At 54.2% G+C, this 20072-nt stretch carries 14 protein-coding genes; all 14 read left to right on the top strand.

Going from position 1 to position 20072, the window contains the following annotated elements; translation table 11 throughout:
- Nucleotides 1–2 precede the first annotated feature (2 nt).
- Entirely contained in the window at nt 3–581 is a 579-nt protein-coding gene (locus tag ABNT34_RS09140) for a hypothetical protein (RefSeq protein WP_348730855.1), read from the top strand.
- A gap of 1 nt (nt 582) precedes the next feature.
- A complete protein-coding gene (locus ABNT34_RS09135; RefSeq protein WP_348730853.1) occupies nt 583–1947 on the top strand; it encodes a sigma 54-interacting transcriptional regulator in 1365 nt (454 codons plus the stop codon).
- A gap of 20 nt (nt 1948–1967) precedes the next feature.
- A complete protein-coding gene (locus tag ABNT34_RS09130; RefSeq protein WP_348730851.1) occupies nt 1968–2285 on the top strand; it encodes a DUF2288 domain-containing protein in 318 nt (105 codons plus the stop codon).
- Nucleotides 2286–2373: 88 nt separating this feature from the next.
- Nucleotides 2374–3783, top strand: coding sequence for an HDOD domain-containing protein (locus ABNT34_RS09125; protein ID WP_348730849.1), 1410 nt, complete (start codon nt 2374–2376; stop codon nt 3781–3783).
- A 355-nt stretch (nt 3784–4138) separates the two neighbouring features.
- Nucleotides 4139–4294, top strand: a complete 156-nt coding sequence (locus ABNT34_RS09120) for a hypothetical protein (RefSeq protein ID WP_348730847.1) — start codon at nt 4139–4141, stop codon at nt 4292–4294.
- Nucleotides 4295–4414: 120 nt separating this feature from the next.
- A complete protein-coding gene (locus ABNT34_RS09115; protein ID WP_348730845.1) occupies nt 4415–8272 on the top strand; it encodes a two-component regulator propeller domain-containing protein in 3858 nt (1285 codons plus the stop codon).
- 108 nt (nt 8273–8380) lie between these two features.
- The gene (locus tag ABNT34_RS09110; RefSeq protein WP_348730843.1) at nt 8381–9172 is read left to right on the top strand and encodes a DeoR family transcriptional regulator; all 792 of its coding nucleotides are present in this window, start codon (nt 8381–8383) and stop codon (nt 9170–9172) included.
- 2 nt (nt 9173–9174) lie between these two features.
- Nucleotides 9175–11004, top strand: coding sequence for a glutamine--fructose-6-phosphate transaminase (isomerizing) (glmS, locus tag ABNT34_RS09105; protein WP_348730841.1), 1830 nt, complete (start codon nt 9175–9177; stop codon nt 11002–11004).
- A 135-nt stretch (nt 11005–11139) separates the two neighbouring features.
- Complete coding sequence (locus ABNT34_RS09100; protein WP_348730839.1) at nt 11140–13857, top strand: DUF2339 domain-containing protein; 2718 nt, start codon at nt 11140–11142, stop codon at nt 13855–13857.
- Nucleotides 13850–14620, top strand: a complete 771-nt coding sequence (locus ABNT34_RS09095; RefSeq protein ID WP_348730837.1) for a DUF3800 domain-containing protein — start codon at nt 13850–13852, stop codon at nt 14618–14620. The genes ABNT34_RS09100 and ABNT34_RS09095 overlap by 8 nt, the downstream gene beginning before the upstream one ends.
- Nucleotides 14621–14991: 371 nt before the next feature.
- A complete protein-coding gene (locus tag ABNT34_RS09090) occupies nt 14992–15372 on the top strand; it encodes a PadR family transcriptional regulator (RefSeq protein WP_348730835.1) in 381 nt (126 codons plus the stop codon).
- Nucleotide 15373: 1 nt separating this feature from the next.
- Nucleotides 15374–15943 (top strand): hypothetical protein, encoded by a 570-nt coding sequence (locus tag ABNT34_RS09085; RefSeq protein ID WP_348730833.1) that lies wholly within the window; start codon nt 15374–15376, stop codon nt 15941–15943.
- A gap of 25 nt (nt 15944–15968) precedes the next feature.
- Nucleotides 15969–17162: a metallophosphoesterase gene (locus tag ABNT34_RS09080; RefSeq protein ID WP_348730831.1), complete on the top strand. Its 1194-nt coding sequence runs from the start codon at nt 15969–15971 to the stop codon at nt 17160–17162.
- A gap of 432 nt (nt 17163–17594) precedes the next feature.
- The gene (locus tag ABNT34_RS09075; RefSeq protein ID WP_348730829.1) at nt 17595–20045 is read left to right on the top strand and encodes a TonB-dependent receptor; all 2451 of its coding nucleotides are present in this window, start codon (nt 17595–17597) and stop codon (nt 20043–20045) included.
- Nucleotides 20046–20072 lie beyond the last annotated feature (27 nt).

Raw genomic sequence — 20072 nt, 5'->3', positions numbered from 1 at the left:
GTATGAACAAGTGGACCCTGCTTGGGGTAACGCTGCTGGTGGCCGGTTGTCAGGGCGTGCCGGCGCCGTTGCCGGTGATTTTAAAGCCAAAACCGGCACCGGAAAAAGTGGTGGAGCTGCCAAAAGAACCGCCGGCTCCGGTCAAACCGCAACTGGCGTTGCAGGATGATGTGGCCACGCTGAGCGCCTGGCAGAATTTCCGCACTGAAGTGCTGCAGATGAACGCGGCGCAGCGCGACGCCGTCAGCAAAACACTGGAGCAATCACCGGTTGGCGAATTACAGGGGCTATTGCTGCGGTTGCATCCGGATACACCTTATGCGGTGCGGTTTCGTGCCCAGAATCAGCTCAGTGAACAGCTGAGCCGTTTACCAGCTGGTCTTGCTGCTTTGCTGCGTTGGGATTACGCCTATAACCAGAAATTGCTGGAGTCTGAATCTGCGGTCAAGGCGCTCGGCCGGCTCAATGGTCAGCAACAAGACAATCTGGAAAAATTACAAAAACAAAATGCCGATCTGCAGAAGAAAATCGAAGCGCTGACCCAAATCGAAGCCAAGCTGAACCAGTCAGGCGGAGGTTAACATGCCAGGAGCTCCGACCGGCAACAATGCCCGTTTATTACTGGTCGACGACGACCCGAGTTTATTGCGGCTGATGACGTTACGCCTCGAAGGCGAAGGGTATCAGGTGATCTCAGCCGATTGTGCCGAAACTGCGTTGACGCTGTTGGCCAAGCAACCGGTCGACGTGGTACTCAGCGACTTACGGATGCCTGGCCTCGATGGCATGGCGCTGTTTGATGAAATCGCTAAACGCAGCCCGGGTTTGCCCGTGGTGCTGATGACGGCACATGGTTCCATCCCGGAAGCCGTTGCCGCAACGCAGCGCGGCGTATTCGGTTTTCTGACCAAGCCGCTCAATAACGTCGAACTGCGCGACATTCTGCAAAAAGCCGTGCATCAGTCGCATGTGCCGAGCAAAGACAGCTGGCGTCAGGCCATTGTCACCCGCAGCAAACCCATGGAGCAGGTGCTGGAGCAGGCGTACCGTGTGGCGCAGCGCGATGTCAGCGTGCTGATCACCGGTGCCAGCGGTACTGGTAAAGAGCTGCTGGCCAATGCCATCCACCTGGCGAGCCCACGAGCGCGCCGCGCTTTTGTCGCGATTAACTGCGGCGCTTTGCCAGAGCATTTATTGGAATCAGAGCTGTTTGGTCACGCCAAAGGCGCCTTTACCGGTGCGGTCACTGAACATGCCGGTTTATTCCGCGAGGCCGACGGCGGCACCTTATTCCTTGATGAAATCGGCGATATGCCGCTGCCGCTACAGGTGAAGTTATTGCGGGCATTGCAGGAGCGGCAAATCCGGCCGGTCGGCAGTGCCAAGTCGATTCCGATTGATGTGCGGGTAATATCTGCCACGCACCGCGACCTGAAGCAGGCGATGCAGGAACAAAGCTTCCGCGAAGACTTATATTACCGCCTCAATGTGGTCAATCTGCAACTGCCAACCTTACGCGAACGTGCCGAGGATATTCCGCTGCTGGCGCGGCATGTGTTGCAGCAAAGCGCTGAGCGCCACGGCGTGCAGGTCAACCGGTTTTCCGAAGATGCGATGCAGGCTTTAGTCACGGCGCAATGGCCCGGCAACGTGCGTCAACTGGTCAACGTGGTGGAGCAGTGTGTGGCGCTGACCAGCAACCCGGTGATTAGTCTGGCGTTGGTCAGTCAGGCGCTGGAACAAAACCGCAGCTTCTGGCCAACGCTCAGTGAAGCGCGGGATCAGTTTGAACGGCAATATCTGGTGCGGGTGTTAAAAATGGCCGAAGGCAATGTCACCCGCGCCGCTGAATTGGCCGGACGCAACAGAACTGATTTTCATAAACTGCTGAAAAAGCATGAGTTAAGCGCTGCACAGGTCTCCGAGCAAGGCGACGAACCTGAATAATCTGTAAGAATGAGTACAACATGCACGACAATTTTGATACTGAACCTGAAGTTTTAAAAGCCAAAATCACCGGTGAAACGGCGCGTATTCACTGGCATGAACTGCAAAAATTTTATGCTGCCGGCGCGGTGATTGAAGTCACGGCTGGTCTGGATTTGGTAGAAGTTGCCTATGCCTTTGCCGTCGATGACAAAGTCAAAGTAGGCGTCTGGTTGCAGGACCAGCAGATCCAACGTGTTGAAGATACCCGTGCCAGTCATTGGTTTCAGCAAAACACGGAGTTGTGGGCTGTGGTGGTATCACCCTGGGTGCTGGTGCAGGATAAACATTTGCACTGAACACCGAGGAATGTTGCCCGGCTGAGGCCGGTTCATGCATACTTCAGACTATACTGATATATCCGGGAATTGCGATGAGGTACCGGCATTGACTGAACCCAGAGGCCTGCAGGCCTGGTTAAAGCTCATTTTAAATCAACAGATGCCGGCACTGGATGTGGTGGTGCAGCAAATTTGTCAGCTGGACGAGCGCAATGAAGGCAATGCCGACGACTTAGCGAAGATTGTGTTACGCGATGCCGGTTTGACCACAAAGGTGCTGCGGGTCGCCAATGCTGTGCACTACAACAGATCCGGCAAACCTATCCAGACCGTGTCCCGCGCTATTATTCAGGTCGGTTTTCTCGAAATTAAAAACATCACGCTGGCCAGCAGCCTGATCGACAGCTTTCTGCAGGGCAAACCGCGCCAGCTGTTACTACAGCAATTAACCCAATCCTTTCATGCCGCTGTACAGGCGCGCGCCTTAGTGCCCCGGGCCGATTCAGCCAAACGGGAACTGGTGTTTATTGCCGCTTTACTGCGGCATATCGGTAAACTCGCGTTATTGGCGACGCGTGAGCCGGCGGCAGAACATTTTGTCCGCGAATGCCGTGAATATCCGGACGACGAACACGCTATTGCGATGAAATACCTCGGGATTGGCATCGACAGCCTGAACCGGGAATTGGTGAAAGAGTGGAAGCTCGGCGATTTTATGCTGGACGCGCTGCAGCAGAGCGCGCCGGCCGGGTCCGTTGGCGCTTTGGTTAATCTGGCAGACAGTATCAGTATGCATTTGTCGGAAGGACTGCAGTCTGCCACGATGCTGGAAAACTGCGCACAGGTCGGCCAGCTCTGTCAGCTGACGCTGGAAGAGAGCCAGCAGCAGGTCTTGCTGATGGCAGAAGAAGCAGCGCTGACGGCCAATCAGTATAACGCTGAGAGTCTGGTCCCTTTGTTGCCGAGCCGGGCGCAAATTCTGGCGCAGAATACCGAATACAAACCGACTGGTTATGAATTCAGTGTGCATCTGAATACTTTGTTAAAGCTGCAGCGCGTCAGCGACAGTTTGTCGCGTTTGCTGCACGCAACGGTGATTTGTTTGCAGGAGGGAGTAGGGTTGCCGCGGGTCGCCCTGCTGTTAATGGATTATCAGAGCAAAAGTTTTGTGCCCAGTTATGTCGCCGGCCGTGACACGCAACTGTGGCGCAATCAGGCGGCCATTGCACTGGAGCAGCTGCGCAAAGGTGAAGTGTTGTACGACTTGCTGCGTTCAGAGCAAATGTTGTGGCACAAAAAACTCAATGGCGCCGATATTGGTGTCTTACAGCAATTTTTACCCTACGACGGCGATTGTTTTGTCGCGCCGATACGGCTGGAACGCCGCCTGTTTGGTTTGTTGTATGCCGATGCGGCCGGTAAACCGCTGACCGACCGGCAACAAATTGAATTTGAATTAACCGCCCAGCTGTTAACGCTGATCGTGCAGCAAAGTGATGGGAAGGCAGTGGACTAAACACTCTACAGCGAATCGCCGACAATTGCTCCTGCATTGTCCATTCGCAGAGCGAATGGTGTTCGACAGGCGAAACGCCAAACTGTTGGCGTTTCGAAAGCCCTGACTCACCGTACCGTCCATCCCTGGACATAAAAAAAACGGGGGACGGCGCAAACTTCCCCCGCAAAGTCACTGCAGAACAGCAAACACCCAATCAACGACTGGGACTACCGTGGAGTGGATCCCTCCATGCACCGGGCAAGTATCGGTGTGTCATCCTGACGTTGCTTACCATACCCCAAGCTTTTTCTAATTGCAAATAATTCTCATTTAAATTATTTTAACTGAGAAATTTGACCATTGGAGCGGACAAATGCTGGGTTTAAGTTTATGGGTGCTGTCACCGGCGCTATTGATTTGTGGGCTGGACTTTTGGTTGTTCCGCCGGCTGGATTGGCGCAGTTTGCTGCTTGGCTCGGGCTGGGTGTTGCTGATGTTGTTGGTGGTCCTGAGTATGGCGGCGCAGTAGCCAGCAGACCTGCGACCGGCAGTTGAGCTGCAATCGCCGCTATGAGCCGGTTCTTTGATTGCAGTGACAGCAAAAAGCATTAATACTGGACAGAGTCGCTTTCCTTTCAGGTAGATACAGATGCTGAACTGGCGGATTTACTGCCTGTGCCTATTGTGTATTGTTCCTTTTTTAGCCTGGTCGCAGGTGCCGCAAGCCGTGCCGGCGCCAACCCAGGTTGAAGTCTACAGCCGTTTTTTGAATCTGACCCGTGTCACGCCGAAACTGGCGCAGTCCACTGCCATAGTGCAGGATCAACAAGGTTTCCTCTGGATTGGCACTCAACACGGCCTGTATCGGTTTGATGGCCAGCAAATCAAAGCCTGGCAGGCCGATCCGGCCGACCCGAATGCGTTGTCGGCAGATTGGGTATCCAGTTTGCTGGTCGACCGCCAGGGCATAATCTGGGTTGGCACCCGCTATGGTGGCCTGAACCGCTTCAATCCGGCGACTGAACAGTTCAGCCGGGTGGCGTTGCCGGCGTTACAGGGCGAACAGCAGCAAGTTGAAATTTCTGTGCTCTATCAGGACGACGGCGGCGAGCTGTGGGTCGGCACTTATGGCGGCGGGCTGCTGCGGTGGGAGCCGCAGGAAGCACGATTGGAAAATGTGGTATTGCCAGTCCCGCTGAATGAACTGGATAGTTTGTATATCAACGCGTTATTTCGCGATAGCAGTGGTTACCTGTGGATTGGCACCGGCAATGCGCCATTGCGCAACCGTCAGATTCAACAAGGTGGCGCTATCCGCTGGCACCCGCAACAAGGCCATAAACAGCTGTTCAGTACCCGCAACTCCGAGCTGACGGCTGCGGCCGTAACGGCGATTAAAGCCGACCCGCAAGGCCAGATTTGGCTGACCAGTTATGGCGGCGGTCTCTATCATTTCGACAGCGCCAGCGGCATTTTACAGGCAGAGCGCGCGCAGCCGGCTCTATTGGCGCAGGGGTTGCTGACGGACATCGGTTTTGATCATCAGGGCGGGCGTTGGATCAGCAGTTATGACAAAGGGTTGTGGTATCAGGCAGCTGGCAGCGCGCAGTGGCAATTATTCAAAGCCAATCCGTTAGTCAGTTATCAGTTGCCGAGCAATAATCTGACCGGTTTGTTGTTTGATAAACAGCAGACACTGTGGTTAAAAACGCCGGTTGGTGTTTTTGGCTTGTCGGCAGAGGCGCAGCAGGTGCGCAATATTCCGCTGGGCCCCGGGGAGACCGGCTTATTGGGGCATAGTGATGTCTTTGGTATCTGGTATCAGGACGAACAGCATGTCTGGCTCGCCAACCGCGATGCCGGCGTCGCCGAGCTGGATTTAACCCGCTTTTTGGTCAAAAAACGCTGGCCGCTGCCGGCGATAGCAGGCCTGAACAAGCAACCGACGCTCGTCAGGCAAGTGGTACAAAATAGCCAGGGCTTGCTTTATGTCGGCACTGACAATGGCTTGTTTGCGCTCGATCCCATCAAGGGGAGCTGGCAGCTGCAGCCACTTGGCGAAAGCCGGCAACCGCATATCGGCAATCTGCATCTGGACACTCAGCAGCGCCTGTGGATTGGTACCCGCGGTGAAGGACTGTATTTGCTGCAGCAAGGTCAGGTCCGGCAGTTTCATCAGCAGGTGCGGCCAGGCGTGCGGCTGGATAATGCGGTGATTTCTATTCTGGCGACGGACCAGCAGGATGCATTGTGGATTGGTCTGGCGGATCAGGGGCTGGTGCGGCTGGATAAACTGAGCGGTCAGCTGCAAAACTGGCAAGCGTCCGACGGTTCAGGCTTGCGCTTTGATGGCATTCAGCTGATTTATCCGGAAGGGGACCAGCTGTGGCTGCGGGCCGGTAATATCAATCATCGGGTATTGGTGCATCCGCAGCAGCCCGCTCAGGTGGAAGGTTTTAAAGCTTATCTGAGCCCGGCAGATCACGACAAATATCTGGAAGATGCCAGCCAGTTTTTACTGCTGTACCGCAATAGATTACAGTCGGGCGGTCTGGTTCAATATGGTGAAATGCATGGATTTCAGGGCACCACCTGGATTGGCGCCTGGTTTATTGATCAGCAACAACGCCAGTATCGGGGCGGCAGTCAGGGGCTGGATATTTATCCGTCGGCTTTGCTGCAAATGCCGGAGCAGACCTTTCCGGTCCGGCTAACCGGTTTTAGTTTGTTTAACCGACCGGTCAAGGTTGGTGACTCAAGGTTGCAACTGAAAAAATCGCCCGGCTTTGCCGAGCAAATTCAGCTGCAATATGAGCAAGATATGTTCAGTCTGCATTTTTCTGCGCTGAATCTGGTGGACCCGCTGTCGATGCAATATCGCTACCGTCTGCTGGGCTTTGACCGCGACTGGATTGAAACCGACGCGGCAAATCCGGTGGCCACTTACACCCGACTGGCACCGGGCCGCTATCAGTTTGAAGTGATGGCCAGAGCGCCGGGACAAAACTGGCAGGGCCAGCAGCCGAATCAGCTGACGTTGCAGATTTTACCGCCCTGGTGGCTGACCTGGTGGTTTAAAACGCTGGTGGTGCTGCTGACGCTGAGTCTGATTTGGTTTGTGATGCAATACCGGCTGCGGCATGAACGCAAAACCCGGCTTTGGCTGGAGAAAGTAGTCGACAGCCGCACCAGCGAGCTGAAAACCCAACATCTGGCGCTGAGTAATTCCTATCGCGATTTATCGCTGTTACAGACAGTTTCAAGGCAGATCACCGCGTCGCTGGATCTGCAGGAAATTCTGCTGCTGGTGCATCGTAGTCTGAACCAGCTGATGGATGTGCATGTGCTGGCGATTGGCGTGTACAAGAGCGAACAGCAGGTGCTGGAATTCAGTCACTGGATGGAAAACGGCCAACTGATGCCGCCTTTTGAACTGGTGCTGCAGGGCCAGACCAATCTGGCGGCGGTATGTTTTGCCCAGCAACGTGAGATCCAAACGCAAAATCGGCAGGACTTTTTATTGTATCTCAAAGAGTTGCCGACGCCGCTGGTCGGGGAGCCGATGCAGTCAGTGTTGTATTTTCCGCTTAGCGTCAAAGGCGAACAAATTGGTTGCCTGACGGTACAAAGCCCGCAGCAACATGCCTTTTTGGCTGAACAAACCGATTTATTGCGCACTTTGTGCAGCACTATTGCCATTGCCGTCGCCAATGCCAATGTGGTGCAGCGGCTGCAGCAAACCAGGGAGCAGCTGGTGATGCAGGAAAAAATGGCCTCGCTCGGTGGGCTGGTCGCCGGGGTGGCGCATGAAATTAATACACCGCTCGGCATCTGCGTCACCGCCGCCAGTCATCTGCAACATGAACTGGCGCAACTGACAGACATTCAGCGCAACAAGCGCCTGACCGCGACGGTGTTTAATGAGTATCTGGACACTGCCACAGCCACCTGCCAGATGCTGGCCGACAATACCCAACGTGTCGCCGCACTGGTACAAAGTTTTAAACAGGTGGCGGTCGACCGCTCGGCGATCAGTGTGCGGGATGTCGAACTGAGCAGTTATTTCGCCGAAGTGTTGCAGGCCTTAGCGCCGGAGCTCAGTAAAGCCGGCTGTCAGGTGCAGTTCGATGCCGAGCCGGGCCTGGTGCTGCATGCCGATGCCGGCATCCTGGCGCGATTGCTGGAACATCTGTTGATGAATTCATTGCAGCATGCGTTTTTGCCACAACAAACGGACCGGCACATCCGGCTGGCTCTGACCCAACAAGGCAATCAGGTAGCCATCCAGTATCAGGATAATGGTCAGGGCATGCCGGCTGAACTGTTGCCGCGGCTGTTTGAGCCCTTTTTTACCACCAAACGCCATGCCGGTTTTAGCGGCCTTGGCAGCCATATTGTCTACAATCTGGTGACGGTGGAACTTAATGGCAGTATTCAGGTGCGCAGTGAAGCTGGTCAGGGCCTGAGTTACCGGATATTGTTACCTTTACAACGCCGGCCGGACTAATCTGGCCGCTGGCGCTGTGCAGCAGTGAAATGCTTGCAATAATATTTCGAATGGATAGAATATCTTTCGAAACGAAACTTAAACCGAAATTTAAGCGCCCGCAGCCTGATGAATAAACGCAATACTCAACAAAGACGTCGTGGCATCCTTGACCTGCTGGCCGAGCAGGGTGAAGTCAGTGTCGACGACCTGGCGCTGCGCTTTGAAACCTCGGAAGTGACGATTCGCAAAGATTTAACGGCGCTGGAAGACAACGGCTTGCTGTTACGCCGGTATGGCGGCGCTGTGCAGCTGCCACATGAGCTGATCAGTGAAGCCGGCCCTGAAAAAATTTCCGCCCGTAAACAGGCGCTGGCTAAAGCCGCAGCGACGCTGATTAAAGATCATTACCGCATTATTCTCGACAGCGGCAGCACCACCGCCGCTTTGTTGCCGGAGCTTTCCGCCAAACAAGGCCTGGTAGTGATGACCAACTCGTTATACATCGCCAACAGCCTGCGTGAACTGGAACACGAACCCAAATTATTAATGACCGGCGGCAGCTGGGACGCACAGTCTGAGTCCTTTCAAGGCCAGCTGGCGGAACAGGTGCTGCGGGCCTACGATTTTGACCAGCTGTTTATCGGTGCCGACGGTATCGATTTACAACGCGGCACCACCACTTTCAACGAACTGACCAGCTTAAGCCGGGTGATGGCGGAAGTGGCACGTGAAGTAGTGGTGATGGTCGAATCCGACAAAATCGGCCGCAAAATTCATAATCTCGAACTGCCGTGGACGTCGATAAAAATCCTGGTAACAGACGACAAGTTACCCGACACGGCAAAAAGGCAAATCGAACAACAGGGCGTCCGGGTGATCTGTGCCCCTGTTTCAACTGAACATACGACATCGGAGTAAATATGTGTGGAATAGTAGGCGCAGTAGCGCAACGTGACGTCGTCGACATTCTGGTCGAAGGTTTACGTCGTCTGGAATACCGCGGTTATGACTCAGCCGGCGTCGCCGTGGTGAGCCCAACCGGTGAGCTGCAGCGCATCCGCCGTTTAGGCAAAGTGAAAGAACTGTCCGACGCGGTGAAGTTAAACCCAACCGTCGGCGGCACCGGTATCGCGCACACGCGTTGGGCGACGCACGGCGAACCTTCTGAGCGCAACGCGCATCCACACGTTTCCGACAAAATCTCCGTCGTGCACAACGGCATCATCGAAAACCACGGCCCCCTGCGTGAGATGCTGAAAAGCAAAGGTTATGTGTTTAACTCTGACACTGACACTGAAGTCATCGCGCACTTAGTGGAAGAAGAATTCAAAACGGCCGGCTCGTTGCTGGCTGCGGTACAAAAAGCGGTAAAACAGTTCAGCGGTGCTTATGGCACAGTGCTGATGGACAAAACCGACCCGTCGCATTTAGTCGTCGCACGCTCAGGCAGCCCGCTGGTGATTGGTCTGGGTATCGGCGAAAACTTTATCGCCTCTGACCAACTGGCTTTGTTACCGGTGACCCGTCGTTTTATGTTTTTAGAAGAAGGCGACGTGGCGGAAATTACCCGTTTTGATGTCACTGTCTATGACAAACACGGCAATAAAGTAGAACGCGCTGTCACTGAGTCGAACGTCAGCTACGACGCCGGCGACAAAGGCCAGTACCGCCACTTTATGCTCAAAGAAATCTACGAACAGCCACACGCCATCATGAACACACTGGAAGGCCGTTTGGGTTCAGATTCTGTGTTGGATGAAACTTTTGGTAACGGCGCGGCTGAGCTGTTTAAGAAAGTGAAACATATCCAAATCGTGGCCTGTGGTACTTCTTATCACTCTGGTATGGTCGCCCGTTACTGGCTGGAGTCTTTAGGCGGTATTTCCTGTAACGTTGAAATCGCTTCTGAATTCCGTTACCGCAAATCCTTCGTGCAGCCAGGTTCGTTACTGGTCAGCATTTCCCAATCCGGCGAAACGGCTGATACTTTAGCCGCGCTGCGTCTGGCCAAAGAAGCCGGTTACTTGGGCAGTCTGACGATTTGTAACGTCGCCGGTTCTTCGCTGGTACGTGAATCTGATTTAGCCTTTATGACCCGCGCCGGCGCCGAAATTGGTGTGGCATCCACCAAAGCCTTCACCACGCAGCTGGTTGGTTTAGCCATGCTGACGCTGGCAGTAGGTAAATACAACGGCTTAACTGCTGCTGCGCAAAAAGACATGGTTGAAGCGCTGAAATCGCTGCCAGCCAAACTGGAAGAAACTCTGACTTTAGCCGGCAAAATTGAACAGCTGGCGGAAGAGTTTGCTGACAAACACCACTCACTGTTCTTAGGTCGTGGCGATCAGTATCCAATCGCGATGGAAGGTGCACTGAAACTCAAAGAGATTTCATACATCCACGCTGAAGCTTATGCCGCAGGCGAGCTGAAACACGGCCCGCTGGCGCTGATTGACGCGCAGATGCCAATCATCGTGGTAGCACCGAACAACGAACTGCTGGAAAAACTGCAGTCCAACGTTGAAGAAGTGCGTGCTCGCGGCGGTATCCTGTATGTGTTCGCCGATGTGAACGCACACTTTAAATCGGACGCCACCCAGCGCGTGCTGAACGTGCCACACGTGCACCCGCTGATCGCGCCAATCATCTACACCATCCCGCTGCAGCTGCTGAGCTACTACGTCGCCATCATCAAAGGCACGGACGTCGACCAGCCACGCAATCTGGCGAAGTCGGTGACTGTAGAGTAAGTTATTGATTTATTTAAAAAGCCCGGCTTGATGCCGGGTTTTTTATTGCCTGCATTTCTGTGCTGTAAAACTTGTTGAAGCGGAAAGTCCGGTGCTATGGTAGTGAGTCATGGGTCATCACAAGGACGTTACGGCATGTGGGCACTGCTTGGATTTATCGCAGGTTATAGCCTGGGGGCGCTGGAAGGCGAGACGATGATCGGCGCCGTGTTGGGGCTGGCACTCGGTCTGGCATTAGATGCCTGGCGCAAAGCGGCTGGATTAGAAGTGCAGTTGTCCGCGTTACAGCAGCAAGTGCAGCAGCTGGGTCAGCAGACGCCCTCCAAATCGGTGGTTTGTGCTACTGCGGTGGTTGAACTTTATGATCCACAGACATCGCCGCTGTTGTCAGGCACCGGCGTAAGAACGGAGGACGGGGCCGCTGACAGCAATGTGGTGATGGTGGACTTTGCTGCGTCACCGCCAACCGCTCCGCAAAACCTTCCGCCAGATTCTGGGCAGGCTGAGCCGTCGGCTTCGGCAGATCCGTGGCAGTCACCCGCACCGCAATCTGCTGCTCCCACTTTAACCTGGCTACAACCCTTATTTGATTTGTTTCGTCAGGTAAGCCCACTGGTTTTGGCAGGCCTCACCGTGTTGTTTTTGGGCCTGAGTTTTCTCGCCACTTATTTTGCTCATCAGGGCTTGTTGTCGATGGAGCTGCGGCTTGGTTTTATCGGGCTTTGTGGCGGTGGGCTGGTTGGCCTTGGCTGGTGGAAACGGCGCCAGCTGGGCAATCACGCCGCCCTGTTACAGGGGGCCGGTTTTGCTGTGGTCTATCTGACCTTGTTTGCCGCCTGCAAATATTATCCGCTGATTGGTGGCACTACCGCTTTTGCGCTGATGTTGCTGACGGTGCTGGCCGGCAGTGCGATGGCGCTGTTGCAGCAATCACAGGCACTGGCCATTCTGGCCACCGCCGGTGGTTTTCTGGTGCCTTTGCTGACATCGGACGGCTCAAATCGTTTTGTCGGTCTGTTCAGCTATTACCTGCTGCTGAATGTCGGTGTGTTGCTGCTGGCCTGGTACCGGCAATGGCGCTGGCTGAACTGGACTGGTTTTGTCGCGACTTTTGGCATTGCGCTGGCCTGGCAGCTGGTCAATTATCACAGCAGTAACTACGCGCTGGTGCAGCCGTTTTTCGCCGCGTATTTCCTGATGTACCTGTTGATTGGTTATCGCTTTACGCTGCGCCAGGGCCATCAAAGCCGCGGTTTTATCGATGGCAGTTTAGTCTTTGGCCTGCCGCTGTTGTCCTTTAGTCAGCAGCTGTTGTTGACCGGTCATTTTAGCCAGGGCGATAGTTTCAGTGCAGCGGTTTATGCGTTGGTGTATGGCGCCATGTATCTGCTGGTGCGCCGGCAGCAACGCGACGACTTACGCCGGTTTGGCCACATTCAGCTGGGCCTCGCGCTGATGTTTGGCTCTTTGGTGTTGCCATTTTCGCAAGGCGCCAGTTGGACCGCTTTTGGCTGGGCCTTAGAAGCCGCCGGTTTATGCTGGCTGGGGTTTCAGCAACAAAGCCGCGCCAGCCGTGCCGGGGCTTATCTGCTGATGGCGGGGGCGCTGGTTGCTTTTGCCAGTGAATTGCCGGTCCAGACCGGTGGGCTGTGGTTTGTTCAGGGCGACTTTAGCAATATTCTGGTGCTCGGCCTGTCGTTGTTATTGCTGTCAGTGAGTAGTGACCGCAAGCCGGCGGATACACGCCTGTTGCCGGGTGAAACCGTTTTGACCTTGCTGTGGGCATTACTCGGCTGGGGCTTTTGGCATCTGGCGTTTTTTGCCGAACTGGATGGTCATCTGGCGCAACCTCTATCTGCTCAAATTGCCGTGGCGGCGCTGTCTTTGCTGTTGGCGTCCGCGCTTTATCAGCGCTGGCCATTGCCGACCTTGCAACGGTTTGGCTGGTGGCTGTTGCCGCTGCTGTATTGCTGGTATGGCGCCGAGTTTGTCCGCCAGCTCGACAGCGGCCTCTGGCTGCAGGTGTTGTCTTTGAGCGGTATCGTCGCGCTGGCCCTGGTGCTTTTGAGTTTCTATCGCTGGCTGCGGCAGGCGCAGGTCACTAACCCTTTGTATTTAGTGGCGATGCCCTGGCTGGTTGGGGTTTTAGTGCTGTGGCAGGCACGCTATCTGGCGAACAGCTGGCAGCTGGAGAATCAGCAGCTGTTGGGGCTGTTTTTGGTTGTTGTCGCAGCCCCGATGTTGTTATGCCTGTGGTTATCGGTGCAGCAGCGCTGGCCGCATCCGGCAGCGCCGGCACTGTTTTTAACACGGCTGCCTTTGCCCTGGCTCGTCGGGTTGGTGCTGCTGTGGGGCTGGAGTCTGGTGGAACCTGCCACAGGTTATCCGGTACTGAACGGTCCGGATGCCGTGATGCTGGGCACAGTGCTGGCGGCCGGCTTGCACTGGCGGGCGATCCAGCGTGCTTTACCGCCAACGCCGCGGCTTACGCAGCTTTTGGCGGCAGCGGCTTTTGTCAGTGCGACAGTGTTACTGGTGCGCGCCATCGCGCTGTTGCTGCAGCTGCCGTGGCAATTTGACCCGCTGTGGCACAGCAGCGAAGTACAGTTGGGGCTGTCGGTCGGCTGGACGCTGCTGGCATTGGTGTTGATGCTGCGCGGTCATCTGCTGGCGCACCGGCTACGCTGGCAAGCTGGCGCTGCTTTGCTGGCGGTAGTGCTGGTGAAGCTGTTTTTAGTTGACCTCGCCGATGCTGGTTCACTGAGCCGGATTGTGTCTTTTATCACAGTTGGCGGCCTCACTGTGCTGATAGGTATTAAAGCGCCGATGCCGAAGGGGGGCCGCAATGCGTAAAACCGCTCAGCAACATGGTTTCAGCGATTTCATCGTCTACGTTGACGAGAGTGGAGACCATGGAATCGCCGCGATTGATAAGGAGTATCCGGTCTTTGTCCTGGCCTTTTGTATATTTTATAAAGGACATTATCTTCATAACGTCGTTCCTCAGCTGCAACAGCTGAAATTTGATTATTTCGGCCATGATCTGGTTATTTTGCATGAACATGAGATCCGAAAGGAAAAAGGTGATTTTACCAGCTTTAAAAACCGGGAAGAGAAGCTCCAATTTCTGACCCGTTTAACGGACATTATTGAACGAAGCAATTTTATTCTGGCGTCCTGTGTCATTGAAAAGCAAAAAGTTCGAAGCCCGATGGAGATTGGTAACTTGTACCACGTAGCGTTAAAACACTGCCTGGAAACGCTCTACGACTTGATGATAGAAAAAAATCAGCAGCAGCTTTTAACACATGTGATTGTTGAACGACGTGGTCAAAAGGAAGATAACGAGTTGGAACTCGAGTTTCGACGGATCTGTGATGGTGAAAACAAATATCAGCATCAACTTCCGTTTAAAATTCGAATGGCGGCAAAAGCATCCAACTCAGCAGGTCTGCAATTAGCAGATTTGGTCGCGCGGCCAATCGGCAGGCACGTCCTAAACCCACAACAATTGAATCGTGCATTTGATATTCTCAAATCAAAGTTCTATTGCGAAGGTGGGCGATGTGCAGCTGGGGAAGGTTTTGACCAATGGGGTTTGAAGCATTTTCCTTGAAAACTAAGCTCGGGCGCAGCGGTTTCCTCAGCCCCAGATAGCGAAAAACCCCGATGATACTCACCGAGGTTATGACGCCGACCGGGTACTCCCAATCCACTTGCTAGCCAGTGTAGCGGATAGCTTGCTCAATTTTCAATAATTTTCAGCAGCCAATCCGGTCCTGCTGGTTGCCGGCTGTCGCGACCTCTTTCATGGCTACACCACTAAACACGCCAAACGAAATCACGTTTTGCCCCTGCGATTTTCCATTGGGTACTAAAAAGATTGTTGATCTTTTCATCAGGTGAAACTATGCTCAGCATCATACCTTGTATTGCAAGGTATTTCTGAATACATAGCAATGCCGGCCCGCCGGCCTACGCAGGTGAATGATGAACTCCACAGAAGATGTGATGGAAAAATGGGCGGTGCAGCTGCGCAAAGGCACGCTGGAGCTGGCCATTCTGGCGGCGCTGCAGCAGCGCACTTTATATGGGCTGGAGCTGTTGAAATTACTGCAAAGTTTGCCTTCGACGACCATTACTGAAGGCACTTTATATCCGTTGCTGGACCGGCTGAAACGTGACGAACTGGTCGATGCGCAGTGGGTGCAGGAAGGCGAGACCCGGCCGCGTAAGTACTATCAACTGACGCCGCTTGGCAACCAAAAGCTGACCGATCTGACCCGGTTCTGGCGCCAGTCAGTCAGCGATATTGAATGGCTGCTGGCCAACCCGGGCCCGCAACCGCTACCGAATACAGGAGTCTGAGATGTCTGCAGCAGAATTGCACAATAACGAGATGATCCATCGTTATCTCAATGATTTACGTCGTTATTTGTCCCGGCTTGCCCCGCATGAAGCGCAGGAAGTGATCCGTGAAATTGAAAGCCATTTGTTTGATGTGCTGGAGCAGAAAACTGCCGCTGACCAAGCCGCTGACGTGGCAGAAATTCTGCGGGGGTTCGGCGATGCACGCCAGCTGGCAGCGTTGTATGTCGCGCATATCGAAGAAGGCGCGCCGCCGCCACGTGGCTTTCGCGCTATTCAAAGCGTGAAAAAAAGTGTCACTGCCAGTCTGTATTTCGCCATGGCGGTATTTGGTTTCAGCACGGCGCTGAGCTTGTTATTTGTCGCCGGGGCGAAATTCCTGTTGCCTGAGTCGGTTGGTGTCTGGTCGACGCCGCATGGCAACAGCATTGTGGTTGGTTTTGTCTCAGTACCGCCGATGGCCACGCCTGAAGTGATGGGCTGGTGGATAGTGCCGGTGGCAGCATTGCTGGCTGTTGGTGTTGCCCTACTGACCCGCAAAGTGCTGCGGGTGCTGAAGCAACATATGTAATGGGCACTAAGAAAAGGAATTTGTGATGAAACTCATCTGGATTTATCTGAAACATTTTTGCATCACCAGCCTGTTGCTGCTGGCTTTGGCGCTTGGCCTTGCGGTGTTCTTCAGTATCGATATTGATTACGGCGACGACCGCCGCGCTTATAAAGTCGGCGGTGAAGGCCCACAGGTGTTTTTTAGCGGCGACCAGATGCAGCTGAATTTTATCCGCGGCGATGGCGAAAGCGGCTTTTACCTGGAGCAGCAAAACCTGCCTGTGACTGCCACAGCAAAGACGCAGGTGTATTTTCCGCTGGAAGATGATCATGTTGCCCTGACCATCAACGGCAGCAGCCCGGACCGGCGGCCGGATGGCAGTTTTATCTCACCGCCAGTGCGTTATCAGGACAACGAGCCTATTCTGGCGATTTCCGATATTGAAAGTGCCTATAAAACGCTGCGCGATTTTTTGCAGGCGCATCAGGTGATTGACCAAGAGCTGAACTGGACCTTTGGCAAAGGTCATCTGGTATTGCTGGGTGATATGACCGACCGCGGGCCTTCCACCACGCAGGTGCTGTGGCTGATTTATCAGCTGGAACAGGCGGCGCGGGCAGAGGGCGGCACTGTGCATTACATTTTGGGCAACCACGAAATCAAAAACCTGCAGGGTAATTTTCAGGCGGCAGACAAAAAGTATCAGTTTGTCGCGACTGTGCTGGGCAAACAGCAAGCCGATTTATATGACGACAACAGTTTGCTTGGCCGCTGGCTGGCCAGTAAAAATACAGCGGAACTGATCAACGGCCAGCTGTTTGTGCATGGTGGTTTGCATCCCAAGTTGGCGACGCTGAATTATTCGCTGGAAGAGCTGAATACCATAGTCCGGGCGCATTACCGCACGGCCTATTATCCGAAGAAAAACGCCGAAGCCAACGACCTGCTGTTATCCACCCGCGACGGTCCGTCCTGGTATCGCGGCTATTTTGAGGCCGATTTAACCCAGGATGAAGTGGAAAAGACTTTGGCCCGCTTCGGCGCCAGCGCCGTGGTGGTCGGGCATACGCCGCAGCGGCGGGTACATAGTTTGTTCGCCGGCAAGGTTGTTGCCATCAACGTGCGTCAGCCGCGGGATTATCGCGGCAGTATCCCCCCGCGCAGCAGTGAGGGATTATTGATCCGTGATGGCCAGTATTTCCGCCTGCTGGACGATGGCAGCGCCGATCCGCTCTGAACCACACCCGTTCATCGACCGTAACATTTGCCGCAATCAGTGGTTTAATTGGCTGCTGATTGCGCAATCATTAGCCAGTTAACGGCATAAATCTCTGATTTTCTCCGTGATTATCTCAGCATCTTTAGCGCCAAGACTGACGTAGCGACTTGCTATGGTCGGTGGTGTGGCAGGCAGATATTTATCGCAAATTTCTAAGATTGTTTCATAAAATGGTTGCGCTAACATTTTGTTGTAGGTAATTTAGCCGAACTCAGTAGCGCGGCAGGTAAAAACTGATGCTAAATCTGGCTTTTTGAGCAGATAAATGCCGGTTCTCGTTGCTTTGAGTACTGCCATACCAACAGATTGGCCGGCAATGCAACACCAAACTGATATTTGGTTGCGCTGTCAGGCTGGCGATTCCACCGTCAACAGGATAGGTATCAACAAGTGAATACATTCGCACTCCGCCCACTGGCGCTATTTACCAGTCTGCTGCTGACCGGCACAGTGCCGGCACTGGCGCAAACACAAGAGCAACAAGCCGGCGAAAACGCCGAACGCGAGATTGAAGTCATATCCGTCACTGCGACCAAAAGGGTCACCACCTTGCGGGAAACGCCTTTGGCGGTGACTGCCTTTGACCAGAAAACGCTGGACGAAAACCATGTGCTGCAGCTCGATGACCTGCAGGGCATAGTGCCGAGTCTGCAAATTGCCCAGAACGGCACGCAGAACACACCCATGGTGTACATCCGCGGTATTGGTTCTTCTGACCAGACTGAAAGTGGCGACCCGGCGGTAGCCTTCCACATTGACGGCGTCTATTCCGCCCGTTCGCAAGGCGCGTCCGCATTGATGTTTGACTTAGAAGGCGCTGAAATTCTGCGTGGCCCACAAGGCACTTTGTTTGGCCGTAACGCCACCGGTGGGGTGGTGAACTTACATACCGCCAAAGCGCGGCTGGACGGTTTTGAAGGCAACGCTGAAGTGACGCTGGGCAACTATGACCGCAAAGCGGTGCGCGCGGCACTGAATATGCCACTCAGCGAAACCTTTGCTGTGCGCGTCGCAGCAGCGTCGGATCAGTCCGAAGGCGTGGTGGATTTCCTGCCGGGTTCGGCTTTGGGTGATAAATACGGTTCAACTGATTTAGCCGCGGCGCGGATCAGCACTTTTTACCAGCCGGCCGACAATATCGACTGGACCTTCTCTTATGAAAATTTCACCGACAAAGGTACAGGTCAAATCCCAACGCTGACCGGTGGCTCAGACCGCAGTTCTTATGTACAGGAACCGGGTTACAACGATTTCCAGATTGATTCATTGCGCACCCGTATCAACTATCGCTTTGATTCCGGTGTTGAAGCCTCTTATATCGGTGGTTATACCGACTCCAGCCGTGTGTCGGTGTGGGACCGCACCTGGAGCCTGACCAAATACGAGTGGGGCGGTTGTGTCGAATGTACACATGAAGCGGTACAACACGAACTGCAGCTGAAAAACGCTGACGGCGAGCAGTTGCAATGGATGGTCGGTTATTTCTACTTCAAAGAAAACAACCTGACGCATTTTGATATTGTGCATCCTGGCACTGACTATGAAGGCGGCAAAACGCCGAATAAAAACCTCTGGTCCACCTATCGTCAGCCGGACCGCGGCTTGTTATCTAACAGCCTGTACGCACAAAGCACTTATCACCTGAATGACGACTGGCGGCTCAGTGCCGGTTTGCGTTACACCAAAGATGAACGTTGGGACCGCGGCGGCCGCAATATTATGTGCCCGGACGTCAAACGCACTGAAACCAAAGCACTGACGGTGTTCCCGAATAATGCCGCTGATCCTGCTAACCTGCTCGGTGGTCTGGCGCCGAATAAGTTTCTGGTGCAGCCGGGGCAATGCTGGGTCGATACTTATAACGACACCAGCCCGGAGTGGGACAAAACCACCGGTATGGCGCGGCTGGAATATGACCTGAGCAGCGACATCATGTTGTACGGCTCTTACGCCACTGGCTTTAAATCCGGCACTATTCAGGATGGCGCCACTTACAAAGGCACAGGTCCGTTTGACCAGGCGGCGCTCAATGCCATTATCGCCGCCAACAACGACGAAGCGGCCGGCACCAATGCTTATGTAGCACCGGAAGAAAACCAGAGTATTGAGCTCGGCATGAAAGGCATGTTCTTTGACAAGAGCCTGCAGCTGTTCGCCACTTTGTTCTCCACTGAATACACAGATCTGCAGGTGACCAGTAATGTCGTGACCGCGACCGGTGCTGATTTGCTGCGTAAAACCAACGCCGGTAAAGCCACCATCAATGGTCTGGAGCTGGAAGGCCGTTATCTGGTCGGCAGCAATGGCGAACTGAGTATGTCGGCATCATTGCTGGATGCGACCTACGACGAATTCCTGACCACAGATTCGAAATACGGCGGCGATGGCAAACTGTTTAACCCATCGGCAGGCGTGGCCAGTCAGCCAAACCTGCTGGATTTTTCCGGCAATCAGTTAGTGCTGGCACCGGAATTCAGTGCCTCGTTAAGTTACGAGCATCAGTTTGGCCTGCAAAGCGGCGCCACGTTAAAACCGCGGGCACGCCTGAGTTATTCGTCAGAAGTCTGGTTTGACCCGGCCAACCGCGGTGACAGACCGGCCGGTTTCCGTAATCTGCCGTTTGCCGCCGACATCGACCGGCAAGACGCGTACAGCAAGCTGGACCTGAGCCTGAGCTACGAGCCGGTCAACGCCGACTGGAGCTTAGAAGCCTTTATCAACAATGTGTCAGACCGCGACATTAAAAGCGACCAGGGCCGTACCCACGGCGACCCGGTGCCGAATTACATGTGGCAGGCTCCACGTACTTTTGGTGTCCGGTTTAATGTCAGCTTTGACTAAACCGCGGTAACTTTGTCAGAAGAACCC

Origin of the sequence: Rheinheimera texasensis, from assembly GCF_964031785.1 — a bacterium.
GTDB classification, from domain to species: Bacteria; Pseudomonadota; Gammaproteobacteria; order Enterobacterales; family Alteromonadaceae; genus Pararheinheimera; species Pararheinheimera texasensis_A.
The sequence above is the reverse complement of the archived record's forward strand: the minus strand, read 5'-3'. Positions and strand labels throughout refer to the sequence as shown.